The sequence below is a fragment of the Bordetella hinzii LMG 13501 genome (assembly GCF_001548475.1).
In the GTDB taxonomy this organism is placed as follows: domain Bacteria; phylum Pseudomonadota; class Gammaproteobacteria; order Burkholderiales; family Burkholderiaceae_B; genus Bordetella; species Bordetella hinzii.
Window position 1 is genome coordinate 1 of record NZ_LRUJ01000001.1, and the last position, 16,269, is coordinate 16,269.

The 16,269-nt window shown below is 67.1% G+C and carries 13 protein-coding genes and 1 pseudogene; 10 read left to right on the forward strand and 4 right to left on the reverse strand.

The window, feature by feature from the left end:
- The 3 genes and pseudogenes from AXA74_RS00005 to coq7 form a co-directional block, all read right to left on the reverse strand.
- A pseudogene (locus AXA74_RS00005) lies at positions 1-288 on the reverse strand (Vi polysaccharide biosynthesis UDP-N-acetylglucosamine C-6 dehydrogenase TviB); the annotation flags it as partial.
- Between the two features lie 99 nt (positions 289-387).
- The gene (locus tag AXA74_RS00010) at positions 388-1,491 is read right to left on the reverse strand and encodes an MraY family glycosyltransferase (protein ID WP_029578295.1); all 1,104 of its coding nucleotides are present in this window, start codon (positions 1,489-1,491) and stop codon (positions 388-390) included.
- A gap of 740 nt (positions 1,492-2,231) precedes the next feature.
- Positions 2,232-2,885, reverse strand: a complete 654-nt coding sequence (gene coq7 / locus AXA74_RS00015) for a 2-polyprenyl-3-methyl-6-methoxy-1,4-benzoquinone monooxygenase (protein WP_029578294.1) — start codon at positions 2,883-2,885, stop codon at positions 2,232-2,234.
- Positions 2,886-3,011: 126 nt separating this feature from the next.
- Between coq7 and AXA74_RS00020 the strand changes: the two genes are divergently transcribed.
- The 3 genes from AXA74_RS00020 to AXA74_RS00030 are packed head-to-tail and all read left to right on the forward strand — an operon-like array spanning position 3,012 to position 4,946.
- Complete coding sequence (locus AXA74_RS00020; protein WP_029578293.1) at positions 3,012-3,443, forward strand: OsmC family protein; 432 nt, start codon at positions 3,012-3,014, stop codon at positions 3,441-3,443.
- A 43-nt stretch (positions 3,444-3,486) separates the two neighbouring features.
- Positions 3,487-4,458, forward strand: a complete 972-nt coding sequence (locus tag AXA74_RS00025) for a thymidylate synthase (RefSeq protein WP_029578292.1) — start codon at positions 3,487-3,489, stop codon at positions 4,456-4,458.
- The gene (locus AXA74_RS00030) at positions 4,455-4,946 is read left to right on the forward strand and encodes a dihydrofolate reductase (protein ID WP_032954743.1); all 492 of its coding nucleotides are present in this window, start codon (positions 4,455-4,457) and stop codon (positions 4,944-4,946) included. Before AXA74_RS00025 ends, AXA74_RS00030 begins: the two co-directional genes overlap by 4 nt.
- On the opposite strand, the gene AXA74_RS00035 is transcribed toward AXA74_RS00030, so the two are convergent.
- Complete coding sequence (locus AXA74_RS00035; protein WP_032979471.1) at positions 4,925-6,358, reverse strand: aminotransferase-like domain-containing protein; 1,434 nt, start codon at positions 6,356-6,358, stop codon at positions 4,925-4,927. The genes AXA74_RS00030 and AXA74_RS00035 overlap by 22 nt on opposite strands.
- 157 nt (positions 6,359-6,515) lie before the next feature.
- On the opposite strand from AXA74_RS00035, the gene AXA74_RS00040 reads away from it, so the two are divergent.
- From AXA74_RS00040 to AXA74_RS00070, 7 genes are all read left to right on the forward strand, one after another.
- On the forward strand, positions 6,516-7,841 hold the full coding sequence (locus AXA74_RS00040; protein WP_032979472.1) for an aspartate aminotransferase family protein: 1,326 nt from the start codon (positions 6,516-6,518) through the stop codon (positions 7,839-7,841).
- Positions 7,842-7,883: 42 nt separating this feature from the next.
- Complete coding sequence (locus tag AXA74_RS00045; RefSeq protein WP_029578288.1) at positions 7,884-9,377, forward strand: CoA-acylating methylmalonate-semialdehyde dehydrogenase; 1,494 nt, start codon at positions 7,884-7,886, stop codon at positions 9,375-9,377.
- 119 nt (positions 9,378-9,496) lie between these two features.
- Positions 9,497-10,999 (forward strand): M81 family metallopeptidase, encoded by a 1,503-nt coding sequence (locus AXA74_RS00050; protein ID WP_029578287.1) that lies wholly within the window; start codon positions 9,497-9,499, stop codon positions 10,997-10,999.
- 83 nt (positions 11,000-11,082) lie between these two features.
- Complete coding sequence (locus AXA74_RS00055; RefSeq protein ID WP_029578286.1) at positions 11,083-12,648, forward strand: ABC transporter substrate-binding protein; 1,566 nt, start codon at positions 11,083-11,085, stop codon at positions 12,646-12,648.
- 77 nt (positions 12,649-12,725) lie between these two features.
- Positions 12,726-13,667 (forward strand): ABC transporter permease, encoded by a 942-nt coding sequence (locus AXA74_RS00060; protein ID WP_029578285.1) that lies wholly within the window; start codon positions 12,726-12,728, stop codon positions 13,665-13,667.
- Between the two features lie 2 nt (positions 13,668-13,669).
- Positions 13,670-14,563, forward strand: coding sequence for an ABC transporter permease (locus tag AXA74_RS00065; protein WP_032954748.1), 894 nt, complete (start codon positions 13,670-13,672; stop codon positions 14,561-14,563).
- A gap of 2 nt (positions 14,564-14,565) precedes the next feature.
- Complete coding sequence (locus AXA74_RS00070; RefSeq protein WP_029578283.1) at positions 14,566-16,218, forward strand: ABC transporter ATP-binding protein; 1,653 nt, start codon at positions 14,566-14,568, stop codon at positions 16,216-16,218.
- Positions 16,219-16,269 lie beyond the last annotated feature (51 nt).

Below are 16,269 nucleotides of genomic sequence, written 5' to 3' on the forward strand. Positions count from 1 at the left end.
AGTCAGGTCGGGCTGCTTGTATTCGTCGATGGGCGTGGGCACGGTCACGATGAAGACATTGGCCTGGCCCAGCTCGGCGCGATCCGTCGTGTAGCTCAGGTGCCTGGCCTCGGCCAGCTCCTTGTCGTCCACTTCCAGCGTATGGTCATGGCCACGGCGCAGTTCCTCGATGCGGCGCGTGTTGATGTCAAACCCGATGACGGGGCGCTTCTTGCCGAACTCCACCGCCAGCGGCAGACCGACATAGCCCAGGCCCACAATGGCCAGTTTCACATCTTGAATACGCAAGATAAATCTCCCAGTTACCGTACAACGGCTACGGAATCGATAAAAGTTTCAGGAAGTCGTTTGGAAGTGCCCGCCGCGCCCGCGGCAGGCGTCAGGTTGTCAATGCGTGCGCAGCACCGAGGGCAGCAGCAGCCACCCTGGACGGCGCCAGGACACCAGGCGCATATAGAGCCAGGTATAGACCAGAGCGAAGACCAGCAGGCTGGCGCACAGCGCCCAGGCGTTGTCCCACCAGATCGTGGCCGGCACCAGCCCGATCAGGGCCAGCACCCACATATAGGGCGAGGCCAGGGCGTTGCACAGCGCGGGCACCGCGTGCCGGCTGCGGCGGCTGAAGGTGACGCGGACCAGGCGGCGGAACACCAGCTGATGCAGATGCAGCGCGTCGGGCTGATCCACCGGCACACCCCGCTTGAAGCGGCGGCGCCAGATCGAAAAGCCCGTCTCGAATACGGGGTAGAACAGCACGGCCAGCGCGTAGAAGGGCGAGACGGAAGGATTGCGCACCACCAGCAGCACCGCCAGCTCGGCCAGCATGAAGCCCAGGAAGTAGGCGCCGCCGTCACCCAGGAAGACGCGGCCGAAGGGGAAGTTCCAGACCAGAAAGCCCAGGGTGGCCGAAGCCAGCGCGGCGGCGATCATGAAGATGGGCATGTCGCCGACCTGCAGCGCGACCAGGCTGATGGACACCGCCATCAACGTGGCGACCATGCCGGCCAAGCCGTTCATGCCGTCGACGATGTTCAGCGCGTGCGTGCAGCCGCCCACGGCGAAGACGGTAAACAACAGGGACACGGGCCAATAGGACAGCACCCAATCCACCGGCGCGATGCCCACGCGAGACACGCCGCCCAGCAGCCACCAGGCGATGGCGGCCGAGGCAAAGGCCGCGAACAGGCGCTTGCTGGCGCCGATGTCCTTGGTGATGTCTTCGAGCAGGCCCGCCACGAAAACGGGCAAGGCGGCCACGAACAGCGCGGGCCACAGCCAGGTCAGCGTCATGTTGCTGGGGCCCAGCACCAGCAGGCCCGCCAGCGAGCCGGCCAGCACGGCCAGGCCGCCTACGCGGGGCGTGGCGCGCGTATGGGACGCCTGGGGTTTGTTGAGATCGCTGTCGCCAGTGAAGGCGCCATGCCAGCGCTCTGACGCGACGATGAGTCCCCCCACCATGAACGCGACCACGCAGATATACAGCCAGGTCACAGGATCACCTTTGGTTGGTCTATCGAGACAGGTCCGCCATTATGTGCGGCAGGTGTAACGCCCATATATGGGAGAGATATTCAAGTGCAAGTCGCAAGTACAGAAAGTAACGCCTGGGTCACAGGCCGCCGCCCTATCGGACCAAGATATGTCCGATACAAATTTATTGTAGAGCTTTCCTCTCTGCTACGCCGGGAAATTTAAGGGAAAACACTTAGGCGGCTGTCCCAATTATTAACAACGAGGGACAGACTCGTTACAAAGACCGCCCAAGCGAAAAAAAAGCCCGAGATCTGACGATCTCGGGCTAAATCCACCAAAGGAGGAGGGTGGAGGAGACAACCGTGGCATGCCGGGGTAACCCTGGCGACCCGGGGAGCGCGGGAGGGGAAGTACCACTACCTCTTTGCTCTACCTCGGACCGCTTTGCTAGGCGCTTGCGCCATCGCGTTTCGGCATCCGTTGAATGAATAGTAGAGGATTCTTTTGTGCGATGCAAGATTTTTTTTGGAATCCGCTTTCACGATGTGCAATTGTGGGGTCCACGCCGCAAATCGGCCGGAGAGGCAAGCCAGGCAAGGCTTGCGGCGAATTCCCAGTTATACGTCCCCGAATTTTATCGGCCACGCGCGACGGGGAAACCCTTGGGTAGTAACCCTTAGAAACATTCCATCCATCGCCCTCTTGCCGGCCTTGCGCGGCGGGCATTGCGGCGGCGCACCATCGGCCGCCCGGCAAGCTCAGAGATGGTAGGCCGTGCGGGTCATGACCTTGGACATGGCGCGCATCAGGCCGCGCACCGGGGCGGGCAAGGCCACGCCTCCGGCCCGTTCGGCGCTCTCGCGGTGGCCGGCCTCGTCATCCTTCATCTGGCGCACGATTTCGCGCGAGCGCTCATCATCGGCCGGCAACGTATGCAGATGCTCATCCAGGTGCGCTTCGACCTGGCGTTCGGTCTCGGCCATGAAACCCAGGTTGCGCGGCACGCCGGCCACGCTGGCCGCCACGCCCAGCGCGAAGGAGCCCGCATACCAGAAAGGATTGAGCAGGCTGGGACGGCTGCCCAGCTCCTTCAGGCGCTCATCGCACCAGGCCAGGTGATCCACCTCTTCGGCGGCCGCTTCGCGCAACAGCTCGCGCGTGGCGCCGTCGCGGCAGACGGCGGCCTGTCCCCGGTAAAGCGCCTGCGCGCAGACCTCGCCCACATGATTGACCCGCATCAGGCCGGCGGCGTGGCGTTTTTCGGTTTCGGTGAGGGCCGTCTCGGCGGCGCGGGCGGGGTAGGCGCGCCCGGCCACCGCGGAACGCGACAGCACTTGCAAGGCGCGGTCCACTTCGACCAGCACGGCGTCGAGCGGGCCCGGGCGGCGGACAAGCGGGGTGGCGGAAATCATATGCGGCTCCTTCTGTGCGCCCCGCCCCTGAAAGCAGCCGGGGAACTCCAACGGGGATTGTAGCCAACGGGTATGATCGGCCTTTGACCGGGCGCAAGCGCCCTCTCCCGCACAAGGATTTCCGCGATGGAATGCACGATCGATTGGGGCGGCCCCTCGGGCATGCTCTTCATGGCCACCACCGGCAGCGGCCACGTCGCCGCCATGGACGGCGCCGTCGAAGGCGGCGGCCACAACCGCGCCCCGCGCCCCATGGAAATGCTGCTGGCCGGCACCGGCGGCTGCACGGCCTATGACGTGGTGCTCATCCTCAAGCGCGGCCGCCACGATGTCACCGGCTGCAGCGTCAAGCTTGAAGCCGACCGCGCCGACACCGATCCCAAGGTATTCACGCGCATCCATTTCGCCTTCACGGTGACCGGCAACAAGCTGCCGCGCGCCGCCGTCGAACGGGCCGTCCAGCTGTCGCACGAAAAGTACTGCTCGGCTTCGGCCATGCTCGAAAAGACCGCCGAGCTGACCTTCTCGGTCGACATCGTCGACACGGCCGCCGCCTGACCCTTCTCTGTCTTGCCCCGGGCGCGCCGCGCCCGCCTCCGCGATGAAACAGTATCTCGACCTCGTCCAGTCCATTCTCGACCACGGCGCCTGGCAGGAAAACCGCACCGGCGTGCGCACCCTGTCCCTGCCCGGCGCCATGCTGCGCTTCGACCTGCAACAGGGCTTTCCGGCGGTCACCACCAAGAAGCTGGCCTTCAAATCGGCCATCGGCGAGCTGGTGGGCTTCATGCGGGGCGCGCGCAGCGCGGCCGATTTCCGCGCGCTGGGCTGCAAGGTCTGGGACCAGAACGCGAATGAAAACAGCCAGTGGCTGGCCAACCCCTACCGCGAAGGCCCCGATGACCTGGGCCCGGTCTACGGCGTGCAATGGCGCAACTGGCCGGCCTACAAGCTGCTGCCGGCCGGGCGCCTGGCGCAGATCGACGACGCACTGGGCCGGGGCTATGCGCGCGTGGCCACCGTCGAGGACAACGGCGAGCCCCACGTGCTGCTCTACAAGGCCGTGGATCAACTGCGCCAATGCCTGGACACCATTCATCGCAATCCCTCGGACCGGCGCATCCTCTTTCATGGCTGGAACTGGGCGCAGATCGAAGAGATGGCCCTGCCGCCCTGCCACCTGCTGTATCAGTTCTTGCCCAACGCCAGCACGCGCGAGATCTCGCTGTGCCTGTACATCCGTTCCAACGACGTGGGGCTGGGCACGCCCTTCAATCTCACCGAGGGCGCGGCCCTGCTGCACCTGGTGGGCCGCCTGACGGGCTACACGCCGCGCTGGTTCACGTATTTCATCGGCGATGCGCATATCTACGAAAACCATCTGGACATGCTGCGCGAACAGCTCACGCGCCAGCCCTACGAGGCGCCGCGCCTGCTGCTGTCCGACCGCATCCCGGATTTCAGCCAGACCCAGCGCTATGAACCCGAGTGGCTCGAACGTGTCGAACCGGGCGATTTCACGCTCGAAGGCTATCAGCACCACGCGCCGCTGACCGCGCCCATGGCGGTATGACCATGGCACGCCTGACCCTCGTCGTCGCCTACGCCCGCAATCGCGTCATCGGCCGCGACAACACCTTGCCCTGGCGCCTGCCAGGCGACCTGGCGCATTTCAAGCGCACCACGCTGGGCCACCCCATCGTGATGGGCCGCAATACCTGGGAGTCGCTGGGCCGCCCGCTGCCCGGCCGCCAGAACATCGTGGTCAGCCGCAATCCGGATTACCGCGCCGAAGGCGCGCGAGTCGTGCCCGACCTGCAGGCCGCGCTGGACGCGGCCGAGGCCGAGGACGTCTACGTCATCGGCGGCGCGCAGATCTACGCCCAGGCCCTGCCCCTGGCCGACCGCATCATCGCCACCGAGATCCAGGCCGACGTGGACGGCGACGCCTGGTTTCCGCTGCTGCCCGGCTATGCCTGGAAGGAAACCTCGCGCCAGCCCCAGCCCGAAGAAAACGGCTACCGCTACGACTTCGTGGTCTACGAAAGAGCCGCCGCCTGAGCGGGGCCTAAGCCGGCCTGCCCGCGCATGAAGCGCCACAAGGCCGGCTGGTCCGCATAGGCGACATTGAAGCGCATCCAGGGGATGTCGGCCTGGCCGGCATCGAAGTAGCAGCCCGGCGCCAGCCAGATGCCATCGCGCAGCGCCGCCTCGGCCACGGCCAGCGCGCCCTGCCCGCGCCCCGGCAACCGGGCCCACAGGAACAGCCCGGCCTGCGGACGCGCGGCGATCTCCAGTCCGGAATCATCCATCTGCCGCATGACCTGGGCATGCGCCTGGGCCAGGCGCTCGCGCGTGCGCAGGATATGCGCCCGGAAGCGGCCTTCGCGGATGACCTGGTGCACGACCCGCTCCATGATCTCGGGCGAGGTCAGGCCCACGGCCATCTTGGTGCGCGCGATGTCTCGCGCCAGGTCGCGGTGGGCCACCACATAGCCCACGCGCACGGAGGGGCTGATGACCTTGGAATAGCCCCCCAGATAGATCACGCGCTCGCCGCCGTCCAGCGCGGCCAGCAGGGGCGCCAGCCCCGGCTGCAGCTCGCGGGAGATGTCGTCCTCGATGATCCAATAGCCATGGCGGCCGGCCGATTGCAGCAGGCGGAAGGCATTGGCCATGGACAGCGACATGCCCGAGGGATTCTGCAGCACGGTGTTCACGAAGAGCGCGCGCGGCTGGTGATCGCGCACCGCCCCCTCCAGCGCCTCGAGATCCAGCCCCTCTTCGCCGCGCGGCACGGCCACCACGCGCATGCCCGCCAGCCGCAGCAGCTGCAGCAGGTTGGCATAGCAGGGCTGCTCGACCAGCACCGTATCGCCCGGCCGCAGTACGCTGCGGATGACGATGTCCAGCCCGTGGGTCACGCCTTGTGTGAGCACCACCTGTTCGGGGCCGGCCAGCAGGCCGTGCTGGGCCAGCGCGGCGACGATGCTTTCGCGCAGCGGCGCATAGCCCTGCGGATGCCCATAGCCCGAGATGCGCAGCGCCGGCACCCGGCCCATATGGCGCAAAGCCAGATGCAGGCCTTCTTCGTTGAGCCATTCGCCCGGCAGCCAGCCGCAGCCCGCCTTGATGGGAATGGAGTGGTCGGCATAGATGTCCGACAGCAGCCAGTCGGTGTTGAGCCGGGGAGGCACCCAGGCGGACGGGCGGGCCGCGGGCGGGCGCGGCGGCGCCAGCACGCGATAGCCCGAACCCGGGCGCGCGGCCAGCCAGCCCTGGGCGACCAGCCGGTTATAGGCGCTGGCCACGGTGAATGTGCTCAGGCCATGCTCGCGCGCGAACTCGCGCACCGAGGCTACGGGCATACCCGGACGCAGCACCTGCTGCTCGATGGCCCGGGCGAACGCCCGCACGACCTGTTCCACCAGGGTAGGCCCCTGTTTGCGCGAACGCACGGGCTGGAATTCCATGGCTTATCTGTACAGTTATCTGGATTCGATCTATACGGTTTAGGACTTTTGGCTTGATTGTATATTTTCATTCCCCGCCCGGCGGCAGAGAATGCCCTGCATCCCCTATGAGCGCGGGCCGCGAGGCGCCGTGCAGATTTCTCCCCTGGAGCCCCCCATGAACGCCCCCGCCGGCCTGCCCGACCTGTCCCATCTCTGGATGCCGTTTACGGCCAACCGCCAATTCAAGGCGCAGCCCCGCATGCTGGCCGGCGCCAAAGGCATGTACTACACCTCGGTCGACGGGCGCCGGATCCTGGACGGCACGGCCGGCCTGTGGTGCGTGAACGCCGGCCACTGCCGCGAGGAGATCGCCGGCGCCATCGCCCGCCAGGCCGCCGAGATGGACTATGCCCCCGGCTTCCAGCTGGGCCATCCGGGCGCCTTCGAAGCCGCCACGGCCGTGGCGTCCTTCATGCCGGAAGGGCTGGACCGCATTTTCTTCACCAACTCCGGGTCGGAATCGGTCGATACCGCGCTGAAGATCGCGCTTGCCTACCACCGCGCGCGCGGCGAAGCCCAGCGCACCCGCCTGGTGGGCCGCGAGCGCGGCTATCACGGCGTCGGCTTCGGCGGTATCTCGGTAGGCGGCATTTCGCCCAACCGCAAGACCTTCTCGGGCGCGCTGCTGCCAGCCGTCGACCACCTGCCCCATACTCACAACCTCGAGAAGAACGCCTTCACCCAGGGCCAGCCGGAATGGGGCGCCCACCTGGCCGATGACCTGGAGCGCATCATCGCCCTGCATGATGCGTCGACCATCGCCGCCGTGGTGGTCGAACCCATGGCCGGCTCCACCGGCGTGCTGATCCCGCCCAAGGGCTACCTGGAACGCCTGCGCGAGATCACCGCCCGCCACGGCATCCTGCTGATCTTCGACGAGGTCATCACGGCCTATGGCCGCCTGGGCTCGGCGACGGCTTCGGAATACTTCGGCGTCACGCCCGACATCATTACCATGGCCAAGGGCGTCAGCAATGCCGCCGTGCCGGCCGGCGCGGTCGCGGTGCGCCGCGACGTGCATGACGCCATCATCAATGGCGCGCAGGGCGGCATCGAGTTCTTCCATGGCTATACCTATTCGGCCCATCCGCTGGCCACGGCGGCCATCCTGGCCACGCTGGACATCTATCGCCGCGAACGCCTGTTCGAGCGCGCCCGCGAGCTGTCGCCCGCCTTCGAGCGCGCCGCCCACGGCCTGCGCGGCGCCGACCATGTCATCGACGTGCGCAACATCGGCCTGGTAGCGGGCATCGAGCTGGCGCCGCGCGCCGGCGCGCCCGGCGCCCGCGCCGCCGAAGCCTTCCAGAAGTGCTTCGACCGGGGCCTGATGGTGCGCTACACCGGCGACATCCTGGCCATCTCGCCGCCGCTCATCATCGACGAAGCCCAGATCGGCGAAATCTTCGATACGATCGGCAAAGTCCTCAAGGAAATCGCCTGAACCTTCCGGGCGGGCCCCTGCCCGCCCCTTGCGCCCTCACCCATGAACAAACTCACCCACTACATCAACGGCCAGCTGCACGAAGACCGCTCCGGCCGCTACACCGAAGGCTATAACCCGGCCACCGGCGAAGTCATCAGCTCCATCGCGCTGGCCTCGGCCGATGACGTCGGCGCCGCCGTGGCCGCCGCGCGCGCGGCCTATCCCGCCTGGTCCGAAACCCCGGCGCTCAAGCGCGCCCGCATCCTGTTCAATTTCAAGGCCCTGCTGGACAAGCACCAGGACGAACTGGCCGCCCTCATCACGCGCGAGCACGGCAAGGTCTTCTCCGACGCCAAGGGCGAAGTCACCCGCGGCATCGAGGTGGTCGAGTTTGCCTGCGGCATTCCGCAGTTGCTCAAGGGCCAGTACAGCGACCAGATCGGCGGCGGCATCGACAACTGGAGCATGCGCCAGCCGCTGGGCGTGGTGGCCGGCATCACGCCGTTCAACTTCCCCATGATGGTGCCCTGCTGGATGTTCCCGGTGGCGCTGGCCTGCGGCAACACCTTCGTGCTCAAGCCCTCCGAGCGCGACCCCTCCGTCTCGCTCAGGCTGGCCGAACTGCTCAAGGAAGCCGGCCTGCCCGACGGCGTGTTCAACGTCGTGCAGGGCGACAAGATCGCCGTCGACGCCCTGATCGCCCATCCCGATGTCGAAGCCCTGTCCTTCGTGGGATCCACGCCCATCGCGGAGTACATCTATGCCGAAGGCACCCGCCGCGGCAAGCGCGTGCAGGCCCTGGGCGGCGCCAAGAACCATCTGGTGGTGATGCCCGACGCCGACCTCGACCAGGTCACCGACGCCCTCATGGGCGCGGCCTACGGCTCGGCCGGCGAACGCTGCATGGCGATCTCGGTCGCGGTGGCCGTGGGCGATGTGGCCGACAAGGTCATCGAGCGCCTGAAGCCGCGCGTGGCCGCCCTGGTCGTCAAGGACGGCATGGAGCCCGACGCCGAGATGGGCCCCCTGGTCACCCCGCAGCACCGTAAAAAGGTGCTGGGCTATATCGAAGACGGCATCGCGGCCGGCGCGACGCTGGTGGCCGACGGCCGCGGCCTGAAGGTGCCGGGCCGCGAGCAGGGTTTCTTCCTGGGCGGCACGCTGTTCGACCATGTCACGCCGCAGATGAACATCTACCGCGAGGAAATCTTCGGCCCGGTGTTGTGCGTAGTGCGCGTGCCCGATTTCGCCGCCGCGGTGGATCTCATCAACCGCCACGAGTTCGGCAACGGCGTGTCCTGCTTCACGTCGGATGGCGGCATCGCGCGCGCCTTCGCGCGCCAGATCAAGGTGGGCATGGTGGGCATCAACGTGCCCATCCCCGTGCCCATGGCCTGGCACTCCTTCGGCGGCTGGAAACGCTCGCTGTTCGGCGACCACCATGCCTACGGCGAGGAAGGCGTGCGCTTCTACTCGCGCTACAAGAGCGTGATGCAGCGCTGGCCCGACAGCATCGCCAAGGGCGCCGAATTCACCATGCCGGTCGCGAAATAAAACCGGTCGCGCAAGGCGGGCACAAGCCCGCCTTTTTCTTTCGAGGAGCCCCTAGGCAAAAAAACACAACGCATGTAAATCTGCCTGCGATGATGTCGTTTCCCAAAAGAGGTCAATCAATGCGTATTGGTATAGGCGGCTTTCAGCACGAAACGAATACCTTCGCCCCGTCCCGGGCGGCGTGGGAAGATTTCGCCGACAAGGGCGGCGGCTGGCCCAAGCTGGTCAGCGGGCCGGCCATGTTCGAGACGGTCGCCGGCGCCAACATACCGATCGCCGGCTTTATCGAGGCCATGGCCGGGCACACGCTGCTTCCCACGACGTGGACGGCGGCCAGCCCCTCCGGCCCGGTCACCCGCGACGCCTTCGAGCGCATCAGCGCCCTCATTCTCGACGGCCTGCGCCAGGCCATGCCGCTGGACGCGGTCTACCTCGACCTGCACGGCGCCATGGTCACCGAGCACCTGGACGACGGCGAAGGCGAGATGCTGCGCCGGGTGCGCGAGCTGATCGGCCCGGACATCCCGCTGGTCGCCAGCCTGGACCTGCACGCCAATGTCACGCGGGCCATGGTGCGTCACGCCGACGGCCTGGTCTGTTACCGCACCTATCCGCACGTGGACATGGCCGAGACCGGCGCGCGCGCCGCGCGCTTCCTGCAGCAAAGACTGGACGGCATGCCGCGCCCCCATGTGGCGCTGCGCTCCCTGCCCTACCTGATTTCGCTGTGCTGGCAGTCCACCGACATCGAGCCGGCGCGCAGCCTGTATCGCCTGCTGGACGATATCGAAGGACGCGAGGCCTTCAGCCTGTCTTTCGCCACCGGTTTCCCGGCCGCCGATTTCCCTGACTGCGCGCCCGCCGTCTGGGCCTATGGCGAAAGCCAGCGCGCCGCCGATGCCGCGGCCGACGAGATGACGCGGGCCGTGCTCAACGCCGAGGCGGACTTCGGCGGCCGCATCTACGACCCGGACGAGGCGGTCCAGGAAGCCATGCGCGCGGCCGCCACGGCCAGCAAGCCCGTAGTGATCGCCGACGTCCAGGACAACCCCGGCGCCGGCGGCAGCTCCGACACTACCGGCCTGCTGCGGGCCCTGATCCGCAACCGCGCCCGCCATGCCGCCATCGGCCTGATCGTCGACCCCGAGGCGGCGCTGGCCGCGCACCGCGCCGGCGCGGGCAAGACTGTGCGCATCGCACTGGGTGGACACTCGGGTATTCCCGATGACGAACCCCTGGTCGCCGACTTTATCGTAGAGAAAGTCTCCGACGGCCGCTTCGACACGCATGGCGCCTTCTATCGCGGTTTCCATATGGACCTGGGCCCCAGCGCCTGCCTGCGCATCGACGATGTCCGCATCGTGGTGGCTTCCATCAAGGTGCAGATGGCCGACCAGGAGATGTTCCGCTTCGCTGGTATCGAGCCTCGGCGGGCGGCCATCCTGGTGGTCAAGAGCACGGCGCATTTCCGCGCCGACTTCACCGACATCGCCGACCGCATCCTGGTCTGCGCGGCGCCGGGCTCCATGCTGATGGATGCGGCCAAACAACCATGGACACGGCTGCGGCCCGGCATCAGAATGGCACCCTGCGGGCCGGAATTTACCCACCCTACCGCGTAGAACCCTTATCGCCGCCACTGGCGGCTCGTTCACAACAAGGGCGGCATACCCGCCGCCTGCTTGCCAGAATCAGGGGAACATCCATGCTGAAGTTCGTTCGAGCGGCCTTCGTTGCCGGCGCAACATTGATGGCGGCGCACGGCGCCTATGCCGAGACCACCATCAAGGCCGTCATGCACTCGCCTTTGCGCCTGACCGACCCGCATGCCACCACGGCGTACATCACGACCTGGCACGGCTACATGATCTACGACACCCTGTTGGCGACCGACGCGGACAACAAGATCCAGCCGCAGATGCTCGAAAAATGGGAGGTCTCGCCCGACGGCAAGACCTACACGATGACCCTGCGCGACGGCCTCAAGTGGCACGATGGCAAGCCGGTCACCGCCGATGACTGCGTGGCCTCCATCAAGCGCTGGGCCGCCGGCGACGGCATGGGCCGCACCCTGCTGAAGTTCACCGACAAGATCGAAAAGGTGGACGACAAGCAGTTCCGCATCGTCATGAAGGAACCCACCGACCTCGCGCTGCGCGCCCTGTCCAAGCCCACGGGCACGGCCGCCTTCATGATGCCCAAGCGCATCGCCGAGATCCCCATCGGCCAGCCCATCACCGACATGACCGGCTCGGGACCCTTCAAGGTGGCGGAGTTCAAGCCCGGCGTCAAAACGGTCTACGTCAAGAATACCGACTACGTGCCGCGCAAGGAGCCGGCCAGCGGCCTGGCCGGCGGCAAGGTGGTCAACGTGGACCGCGTCGAATGGGACGTGATGCCCGATGCGCTCACCACGGCCAACTCCCTGCTCAATGGCGAGATCGACTTCGTCGAGCAGTTCCCGTATGACCTGCTGCCCATGGTCGAAGGCCACAAGGAGCTCAAGGAAGAAACCCTGAGCCCGGTCGGCTACTTCACCATGTACCGCTTCAACTTCAAGTATCCGCCCTTCAACAACAAGAAGATCCGCCAGGCCGCGATGTACGCCATCGGCCAGGAAGACGTCATGAAGGCGCTGGTGGGCAATCCCAAGTATTGGCAGACCTGCGCCTCGCTGTGGGGCTGCGGCACGCCGCTGCAAAGCGATATCGGCAAGGACATGACGGTGCCCGGCAATATCGACAAGGCGAAGGCGCTGCTCAAGGAGGCCGGCTACGACAACACGCCCATCCTCATCATGCACGCCACCGATGTCGGCACCCTGAGCGCCCAGCCGGTCGTGATGGCCCAGGCGCTGCGCAAGGCGGGCTTCAACGTCAACCTGCAGGCCATGGACTGGCAAAGCGTGGCCACCCGCCGCGCCTCCAAGGCCGCGCCGGCCGAGGGCGGCTGGAACATCCATAACACCAACTGGTACGCCACCGACATCATGGATCCGGTGCGCTCGGCCCCGGCCGCGGCCAATGGCGACAACGCCTGGTTCGGCTGGCCCGACTTCCCGCAGATCGAAGAGCTGCGGACCAAGTTCGCGCTGAGCGCCGACCCGGCCGAACAGAAAAAGATCGCCGACGAGGTCCAACGCATCGGTGTCGACGAAGGCCTCTACGTGCCCCTGGGCCAGATGTCGGTGCCCACCGTGTACTCGACCAAGCTGAGCGGCCTGGTGCACGCGCCTGTCTTCGCGTTCTGGAACGTGAAGAAGGCCCCCTGATCCACGCAACACTCGGCCCGCGCGCGCAGCGGCGCGCGGGCCGGCCGCCACGGCGGCGCACCCACGGGGAAATATATATGCTGGCATTCGTCTCACGCCGGCTGCTGGCCACCATTCCAGTGCTCATCATGGTGGCCGTAGTCGTTTTCGCTATTTTGCGCTTGAGCCCGGGGGATCCGGCCATCATCATGGCCGGCGACGGCGCCACGCCGGACCGCATCGAACAGATCCGCCAGGCCATGGGCCTGGACCAGCCCCTGCTCAAGCAGTTCTTCATCTGGGCCGGCCATCTCCTGCAAGGCGATATGGGAACCTCGCTGATGTCCGGCGTGCCGGTGCGGCAGCTGATCGGGCAGCGCCTGGAGCCCTCCCTCAGCCTGGCGGCCATCACGCTGGTCTTCACCCTGATCATCGCCATTCCGCTGGGCGTGCTGGCCGCCTGGCGGCGCGGCAAGCTGCTGGACCGCGCCGTGATGGGATTTTCCGTGATGGGCTTCTCGGTGCCGGTCTTCGTGACCGGCTACCTGCTCATCTGGGCCTTCGCCATCAAGCTGGGCTGGTTCAACGTCCAGGGCTACACCCCGCTGTCGCAGGGCTTCTGGCCCTATCTGCACCGCCTCATCCTTCCCTCGCTGGCGCTGTCCACGGTCTACATCGCCCTGATCGCCCGCATCACGCGCACCAGCGTGATCGAGGTCATGGGGGAGGATTTCATCCGCACCGCGCGGGCCAAGGGCCTGGGCGAGACCGGCGTCCTGCTCGGCCACGCCCTGCGCAATGCCGCCGTGCCGATCGCCACCGTGGTGGGCGTGGGCGTGGCGCTGCTGATCAGCGGCGTGGTGGTGACCGAGTCGGTCTTCAACATCCCCGGCCTGGGCCGGCTGGTGGTCGAAGCGGTGCTGGCGCGGGACTACCCGGTCATCCAGGGCCTGACGCTGTTCTTCGCCTTCGTTTACGTATTCATCAATCTGCTTGTCGATTGCGCCTACACGGTGTTCGACCCGCGCATCCGGTACTGAACATGCAGACAGACGCCATCACCGATGACTCCCTGCCCGGCAGCGGCAGCCCCAATGCCGGCGCCTGGCAGCGCCTGCGCCAGGAGCTGCGCAGCTGGCCCGTGCTGCTTTCGCTGGCCATCCTCGTGCTCGTGGTCGCCGGCGCCCTGTTCGCGCCCTGGATGGGCACGGTCGATCCCACCGCCATCAATCCCGGCGCCCGGCTCAAGCCGCCTTTCGGCGACTTCCTGCTGGGCACCGACGCCTTCGGGCGCGACGTCTGGTCGCGCGTGGTCTATGGCGCGCGCGTCTCGCTGGTCGCCGGCCTGGGCGCGGCCCTGATCAGCGTCGGCCTGGGGCTGGTGATCGGTGTGCTGGCCGGGTGGTTCCGCAGCCTGGACGGCATCATCATGCGCACCATGGACGCCATCATGGCCATCCCCGGCATCCTGCTGGCCATCGCCCTGGTGTCGGTCAGCGGCGCGAGCCTGACGACCGTGCTGGTCGCCATCACCATCCCCGAGATCCCGCGCGTGGTGCGGCTGGTGCGCGGCCAGATCCTGAGCGTGCGCGAGGAACCCTATGTCGAGGCCGCGCTCGCGCTGGGCACGCCGCTGCCGCTGCTGCTGTGGCGGCATATGGTGCCCAGCACCATCGCGCCGCTCACGGTCCAGGGCACCTATGTCTTTGCCTCGGCCATGCTCACCGAGGCCATCCTGAGTTTCCTGGGCGCGGGCATCCCGCCGGAAATTCCCTCCTGGGGCAACATCATGTCCGAAGGCCGCATGTATTTCCGCATGCTGCCCGGCCTGATTCTCTTTCCCGGCCTGTTCCTGTCGCTGACCGTGCTGTCGGTCAATATGCTGGGCGACGCCCTGCGCGACGCGCTGGATCCCAAAATGGCCCGACGGAGCTGAACATGCATCATCCCCATCCCTCCGACGCCGTTCTTTCCATCCGGGACCTCACCGTCGAGGTGCAGGGCGCCGGCAACCGCGTGGTGCGCAACTTCAGCCTGCAAGTGCGCCCCGGCGAAACGGTCTGCGTGGTCGGCGAATCCGGCTCCGGCAAATCGGTGACGTCGCTGGCCGTCATGGGCCTGCTGCCCGCGGGCATTCTCAAGGTGCAGGGCGGCAGCATCATGGTCGAAGGCGAAGACGTCGTGCGCGCCACGCCGCGCCGCCTGCGCGAGATGCGCGCCACCCACATGGCCATGGTCTTCCAGGAGCCCATGACCGCGCTCAACCCCGTGCATACCGTGGGCCGGCAGGTCGACGAGGTGCTGCGCCTGCACCGCAGGCAGATGAGCCGGGCGCAGCGCCGCGATAAAGTGCTCGAGATGTTCCGCTCCGTGCACCTGCCGGATGTCGAGCGCGTCTACGACTCCTACCCGCACCAGCTCTCCGGCGGCCAGCGCCAGCGCATCGTCATCGCCATGGCCCTCATCCTGGAGCCCAAGCTGCTGATCGCCGACGAGCCGACCACGGCGCTCGATGTCACCACCCAGAAGCAGATCCTGGCCCTCATCAAGGAGCTGCAGGACAAACAGGGCACGGCCGTGCTCTTCATCACGCACGACTTTGGCGTGGTGGCCGAGATCGCCGACCATATCGTCGTCATGAACCGCGGCGACCTGATCGAGTCCGGCACGCGCGACGATATCCTGGCGCGTCCCAAAGAGGACTACACGCGCCGCCTGGTGTCCTCGGTGCCCAGTCTGGTGCCCATCGAGCGCGCAGCCCCCGACGGCATGCCGGTGCTGCATGTGCAGAAGCTGGGCCGCACCTATTCCAGCCGTCGCGGGCTTTTCGGCGCCGGCGGCCACTCGGTGGTGGCCGCCGCCGACGTCAATCTGGTCCTGCGCCGTGGCGAGATCCTGGGCATCGTGGGCGAATCCGGCTCGGGCAAGTCCACCGTGGCGCGCTGCATCATGCGCCTGATCGAACCCACCGAGGGCTCGCTGTGCCTGGGCGGCGAGGACGTGGCGCGCGTGCAGGGCGCGGCGCTGCGGCCCCTGCGCCGGCGCATCCAGATCGTGTTCCAGGATCCCTACCGCTCGCTCAATCCGCGCCGGCCCGTGGGCGAATCCATCATCGAGGGGCTGCTCAACTTCGGCACGCCGCGCGCCGAGGCGGAACGGCGCGCCGGCGAAATGCTGCGCGTGGTGGGCCTGAGCCCGGACGTCATGCAGCGTTATCCGCATCAGTTCTCGGGCGGCCAGCGCCAGCGCATCTGCATCGCCCGCGCGCTGGTCATGGAGCCCGAAGTGCTGGTGGCCGACGAAGCCGTGTCGGCGCTGGATGTGTCGGTGCAGGCGCAAGTGCTGGAGCTGCTTGAAGAGGTGCGCCGCCGCACCGGCGTGGGCGTGCTTTTCATCACGCACGACCTGCGCGTGGCGGCCCAGATTTGCGACACCATCATGGTGATGCAGCGCGGCCAGGTCGTGGAGACCGGCAGCGCGGCCACCGTGCTCACCCAGCCCCAGCACGCCTACACGCGCGCCCTGATCGACGCCGCGCCGGGAAGAGGCTGGGATTTCCGCAATTTCCGCCCCCTGCAGGCGGCTGCCTGAAGCCGCCCGCGGAGCATGGCCGCGCCACGGGCCGGCCCCACATGACAAGGA

What these genes read in the sequence shown, in the direction of transcription:
- coq7 (WP_029578294.1), bottom strand. Translation starts at nt 2,885, where the DNA reads ATGATTTCCGCCACCCCGCTTGTCCGCCGCCCGGGCCCGCTCGACGCC.
- AXA74_RS00020 (WP_029578293.1), top strand. Translation starts at nt 3,012, where the DNA reads ATGGAATGCACGATCGATTGGGGCGGCCCCTCGGGCATGCTCTTCATG.
- AXA74_RS00025 (WP_029578292.1), top strand. Translation starts at nt 3,487, where the DNA reads ATGAAACAGTATCTCGACCTCGTCCAGTCCATTCTCGACCACGGCGCC.
- AXA74_RS00030 (WP_032954743.1), top strand. Translation starts at nt 4,455, where the DNA reads ATGACCATGGCACGCCTGACCCTCGTCGTCGCCTACGCCCGCAATCGC.
- AXA74_RS00035 (WP_032979471.1), bottom strand. Translation starts at nt 6,358, where the DNA reads ATGGAATTCCAGCCCGTGCGTTCGCGCAAACAGGGGCCTACCCTGGTG.
- AXA74_RS00040 (WP_032979472.1), top strand. Translation starts at nt 6,516, where the DNA reads ATGAACGCCCCCGCCGGCCTGCCCGACCTGTCCCATCTCTGGATGCCG.
- AXA74_RS00045 (WP_029578288.1), top strand. Translation starts at nt 7,884, where the DNA reads ATGAACAAACTCACCCACTACATCAACGGCCAGCTGCACGAAGACCGC.
- AXA74_RS00050 (WP_029578287.1), top strand. Translation starts at nt 9,497, where the DNA reads ATGCGTATTGGTATAGGCGGCTTTCAGCACGAAACGAATACCTTCGCC.
- AXA74_RS00055 (WP_029578286.1), top strand. Translation starts at nt 11,083, where the DNA reads ATGCTGAAGTTCGTTCGAGCGGCCTTCGTTGCCGGCGCAACATTGATG.
- AXA74_RS00060 (WP_029578285.1), top strand. Translation starts at nt 12,726, where the DNA reads ATGCTGGCATTCGTCTCACGCCGGCTGCTGGCCACCATTCCAGTGCTC.
- AXA74_RS00065 (WP_032954748.1), top strand. Translation starts at nt 13,670, where the DNA reads ATGCAGACAGACGCCATCACCGATGACTCCCTGCCCGGCAGCGGCAGC.
- AXA74_RS00070 (WP_029578283.1), top strand. Translation starts at nt 14,566, where the DNA reads ATGCATCATCCCCATCCCTCCGACGCCGTTCTTTCCATCCGGGACCTC.